Genomic DNA, 2689 nt, shown 5'->3' on the forward strand with positions numbered 1-2689 from the left:
GCCACGAGCGGCCCCCCGGAACCGGAGAACGCCGTCTCGTTCACCGTCACGTCCGTCAGCGTCACGTTCCCGGTGTTCGTCACCAGGAAGCTGTAGTCCACGACCTGACCGACCGCCGAAACCGTCGTCGGCGACGCCGACTTCACGATGGTGAGCGCGGGCGTCACCGGGACCGGGGTGTTCGTGAAGGTGCAGAGCACCATCGGGCTGTTCTTGTCCTCCACCGTCGCCGGGAACGGCAGGTTGAAGGTGGTCACCCCGCTGCCCGAGGTGATCGGGGCGTTGCCGTTGGCCGTGTCGACGCAGTCGTAGGTGGTGGTGTAGTCGGAGAGGCTTCCGGAGGCCGCCGTCTCGGTGAGGGTGTAGGTGGTGCCGGACAGCGCGATGACCGGGCCGGCCGGGGGCGACTGGACGCCCGTGCTGGTGCCGGTCGTGGTGGCGGTGTTGCCCTGGGTGACGCCACCGCCGGTGATCTCCAGCGTGAACTGGTCGTTGGACGTGGTCGACTCGGCGAACCGGCCGACGATGTCCTTCTGCAGGGTCAGGGTCGGGTTGGTGGAGCAGGCGCCGAGGTCCACGGAGAGGAAGGCGTTGTTGGTGTACGGCGTGGGACCGGCCGTGACCGCGCCGGTGTTCGGGTTGAGCCGCTCCAGGTAGGTGGTGGTCCCCGAGGTGAACTCGATGTAGAGGTTGCCGACGTTGTCGAAGGCCGCCCCGTTGAAGGACCTGTCCGTCGGGTTGTCCAGGGTGCTCAGCGTCGTGCTGGTCAGCGGCACACCGGTGGCCGACCCCGTGGTGGGGATCGGTGCGGAGACCCGGCCGATGGCGGCGTCGGTCCCGACGGAGGAGAGGATGTAGAGGTTGCCGCCCGCGTCGAAGGTGATGTCGCCGTTGGGGCCGGAGGTGCCGGTGACCGGCAGGTCGAACGTGCCGATCACGCCGGGGATCGCGGTGTTGGTGGTGGTGTTGAACCCGTAGAGGGTGGCCACGCCGGGCGTGGTCGCGGTACCGGGCTCGAAGCTGGCGTAGTAGTAGATGCCGTTGACCGGGTTCACCGCGCCGGCGACGAAGGAGTCACTGGTGGGGCCGGCGGATCCGGTGTAGACGGTCCAGGCGCCGGTGGCCGCGTTGTAGCCGTACACGTTCACGGACCCGCTGACGGCCGGCGTCTGGTCGACCACGTAGGCGGCGGTGCCGCCGTCCGTGATGCCGAGGGCGTTCGTGAAGCCGGACCCGGCGGGGAGCGTGCTCACCGTCGTGGCGGTCACGTTGGCGCCGCCGACGGTGCCGGAGGCCAGGGCCAGCAGGGTGCCCGTACCGGCGCCCGAGGAGCCGCGCTGGACGGCGTAGATCGTGTTGCCGCTGCAGTCCAAGGGGGGGCCGGGTGCCCGGGGCGCGTGGCCGGCCGGGGCCGTGCCCGACGGGGGGACGCTCTCAGCGGACGCTACGGCCGACGGGGGCTCGGGGGCGCTCACGGCGGACGACGAGGGGGACGGAGCCTGCGAGGCGTTGCCCTGGACGGGGGCGGCCTTCGCCGAGGCGGCGTCCGGGGCCTGCCACTCCAGCACCACGAGGCCGTTGCCGCCGTCACGTCCGTCGCGTCCGTCACGTCCGTCGCGGTCGCCGGGCTTCACCGAGGCGGCGGGGTGAGCGAAGCCGCCGAAGCCCGCCCCGGCGACGTACTGGCGCTCGGTCAGGTGCGACGCCAGGCCCGCCGGAACGTCGCCGCCCCCGGAGCCGACGGCCGTACCGCCCGCGCTCGGGGAGGTACCGCCGTCGGCCGCCAGCAGGGTGCGGGCCGAGGCGTGCGGCTCATCGGCCAGGACGCTGGAGGCGCCGCCGCCGAGGGCCGTACGGGCCGCCGGGGAGCTCGGGTCCTCGGAGCGCGCCCGCCCGCCCTGGCCGGGCACCACTGTCAGCCGCTGCCCCGGCGTCACGTCCAGCAGTGCGGTCGCGAAGGCGCCGGCGGCACCCGGTCGGCTCCGGTGGTCGGCTCCGGCCGTTCCCGCGGGGCTGTCCGCTTCGGCGGCCGCGCCCGCGCCCCAGGCCTTCGCCCGGATGGAGGTGACACCGGGGGGAACGGTGAAGTCCTGGCCGCCGCCGGTGTGGGTGAAGGCGAGGCAGTCGGTGTAGCCCGGGTCGGGCGGGCAGGCCTGGGCGGCGTGCGCGGCGGGGGCGGCCATCAGCGGGACGAGCGACAGCGGGGCCAGCGTCAGCACCGCTGCCAGCGCTCCGGACCAGCCGCGCCGCTTCGACGCGGCACGGTTCGACGGACGAGTCGGGACGGTACTGCCCCGCACCCCGAAGGCCGGGGCCAGGCCCCGGCGACGTCTGACTTTGGGCATCGAGGACTCTCCAGGGTGTGCACAGGACTCTGGATGACGGAGTGAACACGCCATTGGGCGACGGGACGACTATGCCGTCTCCACCATCCGGGTCGGTCCGGCACGCTGGGGAGGTCATCCCGGCGGCCCACACGAACGGTCCGACCACCGCGCTCGACGCCCGTCGCGCGCCCCCTGCACCGGGTGCGACCGACCGCGACGGCCTCGACCCGGGTCAGTGCCACGTCTGTTGACGCATCGTCATATGAACTAGGGCCTGTGTGATGTTGTGATCAGTTGGGTGGTCGCACGAGGTCGTCTATCCAGATCATTGAGGCGCGGAGGTGGAGGCCTGCGAGGTAGCT

1 protein-coding gene is annotated in these 2689 nt (G+C 72.6%); it reads right to left on the reverse strand.

Annotated elements, in window-relative coordinates; translation table 11 throughout:
- The coding region (locus ACWDCZ_RS40125) for a DUF7507 domain-containing protein (RefSeq protein ID WP_449818568.1) at nucleotides 1-2345 on the reverse strand (2345 nt) is incomplete at its 3' end.
- Between the last annotated feature and the right edge of the window lie 344 nt (nucleotides 2346-2689).

The sequence above is a fragment of the Kitasatospora sp. NPDC001225 genome, from assembly GCF_053597855.1.